The sequence below is a fragment of the Mesorhizobium sp. M7A.F.Ca.US.006.04.2.1 genome (genome assembly GCF_004022915.1).
Classification (GTDB): domain Bacteria; phylum Pseudomonadota; class Alphaproteobacteria; order Rhizobiales; family Rhizobiaceae; genus Mesorhizobium; species Mesorhizobium ciceri.
Window position 1 is genome coordinate 1 of the sequence record NZ_RZQA01000541.1, and the last position, 4436, is coordinate 4436.

General features: G+C 62.3%; 6 protein-coding genes. All 6 read left to right on the forward strand.

Annotation, left to right across the window (positions count from 1 at the left end; translation table 11 throughout):
• Positions 1–738: extracellular solute-binding protein (locus EN925_RS24665; RefSeq protein WP_128337000.1), on the forward strand; the 738-nt coding region annotated here is incomplete at its 5' end.
• Between the two features lie 109 nt (positions 739–847).
• The gene (locus tag EN925_RS24670) at positions 848–1795 is read left to right on the forward strand and encodes a sugar ABC transporter permease (RefSeq protein ID WP_013528078.1); all 948 of its coding nucleotides are present in this window, start codon (positions 848–850) and stop codon (positions 1793–1795) included.
• Positions 1792–2742, forward strand: coding sequence for a carbohydrate ABC transporter permease (locus EN925_RS24675; RefSeq protein WP_013528079.1), 951 nt, complete (start codon positions 1792–1794; stop codon positions 2740–2742). Before EN925_RS24670 ends, EN925_RS24675 begins: the two co-directional genes overlap by 4 nt.
• Complete coding sequence (locus EN925_RS24680; RefSeq protein ID WP_013528080.1) at positions 2739–2945, forward strand: hypothetical protein; 207 nt, start codon at positions 2739–2741, stop codon at positions 2943–2945. The genes EN925_RS24675 and EN925_RS24680 overlap by 4 nt, the downstream gene beginning before the upstream one ends.
• A 2-nt stretch (positions 2946–2947) precedes the next feature.
• The gene (locus tag EN925_RS24685) at positions 2948–4060 is read left to right on the forward strand and encodes an ABC transporter ATP-binding protein (protein ID WP_013528081.1); all 1113 of its coding nucleotides are present in this window, start codon (positions 2948–2950) and stop codon (positions 4058–4060) included.
• A partial coding sequence (locus EN925_RS24690) for an ABC transporter ATP-binding protein (RefSeq protein ID WP_164894371.1) occupies positions 4053–4436 on the forward strand: 384 nt, incomplete at its 3' end. The genes EN925_RS24685 and EN925_RS24690, both read left to right, overlap by 8 nt.

Sequence of the window (4436 nt, forward strand, 5' to 3'; positions counted from 1 at the left end):
GTCTATGGCGCCTCGATCTACACCGAGCGCGGCTCCGAAGGCATCACCATGGGCGCCATGGACGTGCTCTACAGCTATGGCTTCCAGTACGAAAACCCCAAGAAGCCCTATGAAATGGAAGGCTTCGTCAACTCCGACAAGTCGGTCAAGGGGCTGGAATTCTACAAGGCGCTCTATGATTGCTGCACGCCGCCCGGTGCCTCGAACAGCTACATGGGCGAAGGCGTCGATGCCTTCAAATCCGGCCAGGTGGCGATGCACATGAACTTCGCCTTCACATGGCCGGGCCTGCAGAAGGACGAGAATGTCGGCGGCGACAAGATCGGTTACTTCGTCAACCCGAAGGGTCCCGACGGCGAGCAGTTCGCCCAGCTCGGCGGCCAGGGTATCTCCGTGGTGTCCTATTCCGACAAGCAGGAGGCGGCGCTGAAATACATCAAGTGGTTCGCCAACAAGGATGTGCAGGCCAAATGGTGGTCGCTCGGCGGCTATTCGTGCCTCAACGCGGTGGTCAAGGATCCGAAGTTCCCGGCCAGCCAGCCCTATGCGCAGACCTTCCTCGACTCGATGGCAATCGTGAAGGACTTCTGGGCCGAGCCGAGCTACGCCCCGCTGCTGCAGGCTTCGCAGAAACGCTTCCACGACTATGTCGTCGCCGGCCAGGGTTCGGCCAAGGATGCGCTCGACGGCCTGGTCAAGGACTGGACCCAGGTCTTCCAGGACGATGGCAAGATGTAACCAGCTCCTCCCGAGCTAAGCCAAGCATCCCGTGCCGCCCCTTGGCACGGGATGCAGTTCAGATAAATTCCATGACAGAGACGACCAAGTGACCGAAGCAGGACTCACCATGCTCAATCGGACCGCGGAGAACGTTGCCCGGGCGACCCCGGAACCGTTGGCCCGCAAGGTCCGGGGCATCAGCGACAAGGGCCTCGCCTGGCTGTTCATCTCGCCGACGATCCTGTTGCTGCTGGCCATCAACATCTTCCCGCTGTTCTGGGCGATCTATCTGTCGTTCACCAACTACCGGGCCAACCGCCCGAACGAGGTGGTGAAAAATCTCGGCCTTGCCAACTACCAGCGCATCCTCGGCGACAAGGATATCTGGATCGCCATGCAGACGACCGCGCATTTCGTGTTCTGGACGATCCTTTTGCAGACGCTGATCGGCTTCACGCTGGCCTGGCTGATCGACAGGAAGTTCCGAGGCCACGCCTTCTGGACGACGCTGATCCTGGTGCCGATGATGCTGTCGCCGGCGGTGGTCGGCAATTTCTGGCGCTTCCTCTATGAGCCGCAGATCGGCCTGTTCGCCTATGCGATCTCCTTTGTCACGAGGATTCCGCCGACCGATATCCAGATGCTCTCCAACGTGTCGCTGGCGCCCTGGTCGATCATCATCGTCGATACCTGGATGTGGACGCCCTACGTGATGCTGATCTGCCTCGCGGGCCTCCGCTCCATCCCCGAATACATCTACGAGGCGGCCGAGGTCGACCGCGCCTCGAACTGGCGGCAGTTCTGGTCGATCACGCTGCCGATGGCGCTGCCCTTCATCATGCTGGCGGTGCTGTTTCGCGGCATCGAGAACTTCAAGATGTTCGACATGGTCAATCTGTTGACCGGCGGCGGGCCGGGCTCGACGACCGAGGTCGCCTCGATAACGCTGAAGCGGCAGGCTTTCGAAAGCTGGCGCACCGGTTATTCCTCGGCCTTCGCCATCATCCTTTTCGTGGCGGTGTTCGGCCTGGCCAACATCTACGTCAAGGCGCTCAACAAGGTGAAGCAGAGATGAGCCTGACCACAGCCCATTCGGTCGTCGCACCGAGCAGCAACTCGAAACGGATCGCCGGCACGATCATCGTGCTTTACGCACTGATCTCGATCGTGCCGCTGCTGTGGATCTTCGCCACCAGCTTCAAGACGCCGCCGGATTCGATTGCCTATCCGCCCAAGATCCTGTTCCAGCCCAGCCTCGAGGGCTACTGCAATTTGTTCACGACGCGGACCCGGCAGACGCCGGAATACATCAACTCGCTGGGCCCGGCGACGGGCTTCTGCGACGAGACCACGCGCAAGCGCAACATGGTGATCGCCGGTCCGTCCAATTTCCTGCCGCGCTTCGTCAATTCGCTGATCATCGCCTTCGGTTCGACCTTCTGCGCCGTCTTCCTCGGCACACTGTCGGCTTACGGCTTTTCGCGCTTCAAGGTGCCGCTCGCCGACGACCTCCTGTTCTTCATCCTGTCGACGCGCTTCATGCCGCCGATCGCCGTCGCCATTCCGATCTATCTGATGTACCGCGAGCTTGGCCTGTCGGACACCGCGCTCGGCATGATCCTGCTCTACACGGCGGTCAATGTGTCGCTGGCTGTCTGGCTGCTGAAGGGCTTCATCGACGAGATCCCGCGCGAATATGAAGAAGCGGCAATGATCGACGGCTACACGCGGCTGCAGGCCTTCTGGCGCACCGTGCTGCCGCAGGCGACGACCGGCATAGCCGCGACCGCCATCTTCTGCCTGATCTTCGCCTGGAACGAGTATGCGTTCGCAGCGCTCCTGACCTCCGGCACGGCGCAGACCGCGCCGCCCTTCATCCCGACCATCATCGGCGAAGGCGGCCAGGACTGGCCGGCGGTCGCGGCCGGCACGACGATCTTCCTGGTGCCGATCCTGGTTTTCACCATCCTGCTTCGCAAGCAATTGCTGCGCGGCATCACCTTCGGCGCGGTGCGCAAATGAGCTTGACCAAGCCTGGGAACCGCAAATCGCGCTGGCCGGCCTGGGCACGGCGCGGGCTGATGGAAAACATCGCGACAGCGCTGATCGCCATCGGCTTCCTGATGCTGTTCCAGCCCTTCGCGCTGTCGCTCTACACCTACTCCTTCATCACCATGCTCGCTGGCACCGTGATGTTCATCATCGTCTCCAAGTTCCCGGAATAATCATGGCCGAAATCCGTGTCCAGCACCTGAGAAAGGCTTTCGGCGATTTCGTCGCCGTGCAGGATTCCAACTTCGTCGTCGAGGATGGCGAGTTCTTCGTCATGCTCGGCCCGTCCGGCTGCGGCAAGACGACGACCTTGCGCATGATCGCGGGGCTTGAGCTGCCGACCGGCGGCCAGATCCTGCTCGGCGGCGACGACGTTACCATGCTGCGGGCCCGCGAGCGCGACATCGCCTTCGTCTTCCAGCTGTTCGCGCTCTACCCGCACATGAATGTGCGCAAGAACATCGGCTTCCCGCTGCTGGCGCAAGGCATGCCTTCGGCCGAAATCCGCACGCGGGTCGAGGAAACGGCGAAGCTGCTGCGCATCGACCATCTGCTCAACAAATCCGTCTCCGGACTTGCCGGCGGCGACCGCCAGCGCGTCGCGCTCGGCCGCGCCATCGTGCGGCGGCCAAAATGCTTCCTGATGGATGAGCCGCTGGGAACCCTTGACACCGAATTCCGCGATTTGATGGTCCACGAGCTGCGCGAACTGCACAACCGCATCCATGCCACGACGGTCTATGTCACGCACGACCAGATGGAAGCGATGTCGATGGCCGACAAGATCGCGGTGATGAACCATGGCGTCATCGAGCAGTTCGGAAGCCCGCGCGAAATCTATGACCGCCCGGCGACCATGTTCGTCGCCGACTTCATCGGCTCGCCACCGATGAACTTTTTGGGATTTGGCGGCGGGCTCGCCAAGGGCGCCAGGGAGATCATCGTGCAAGGCGCGAAGGTCGCGGTGCCGGAGGTGCGCGAGGACATCGCACCTGGCGACATGGCGCTCGGCATCCGCCCTGAACACATCCGCTTCGACGACGCCTCAAAATTGCGCGGCGCCATCTACGGCACCGAATATCTCGGCACCACGCAGATCGTCGCGGTGGAGACGGCGGATGGCATCATCAAGGCACGCGTACCGGCCGAAATCAGGCTCGCCACCGGCGACCATGTCGGCCTGACGCTGAGCAGCGCGCGGCTGTCGCTGTTCGAGAAGGGATCGGGCCGCGCGGTGAGAACCGCGATCCACGATGTCGCCTCGGAACGGAGGGCCCAGCATGGCTGAGGTGCACATCAAGAACGTGACCAAGAGTTTCGGCGACCATGTCGCCGTCGACGGCCTCGACCTGCACATAGCAGATGGTGAATTCGTCGTGCTGCTCGGGCCAACCGGGGCCGGCAAGACGACGACGCTGCGGCTCATCGCCGGGTTGGAACGGCCGGACAGCGGCACGATCGAGATCGGCGGACACAATGCCACGACGCTGTCGCCGGCCGAGCGCGACACCGCCTTCGTCTTCCAGCAATATTCGCTCTATCCGCATCTGTCGGTCTTCGACAATCTCGCCTTTCCGCTGCGCTCGCCGGCGCGGAAAATGCCGGAAGACCAGATCCGCCGCCGGGTCGAGGAGGTGGCGAAGATGGTGCGCATCCATCACAAG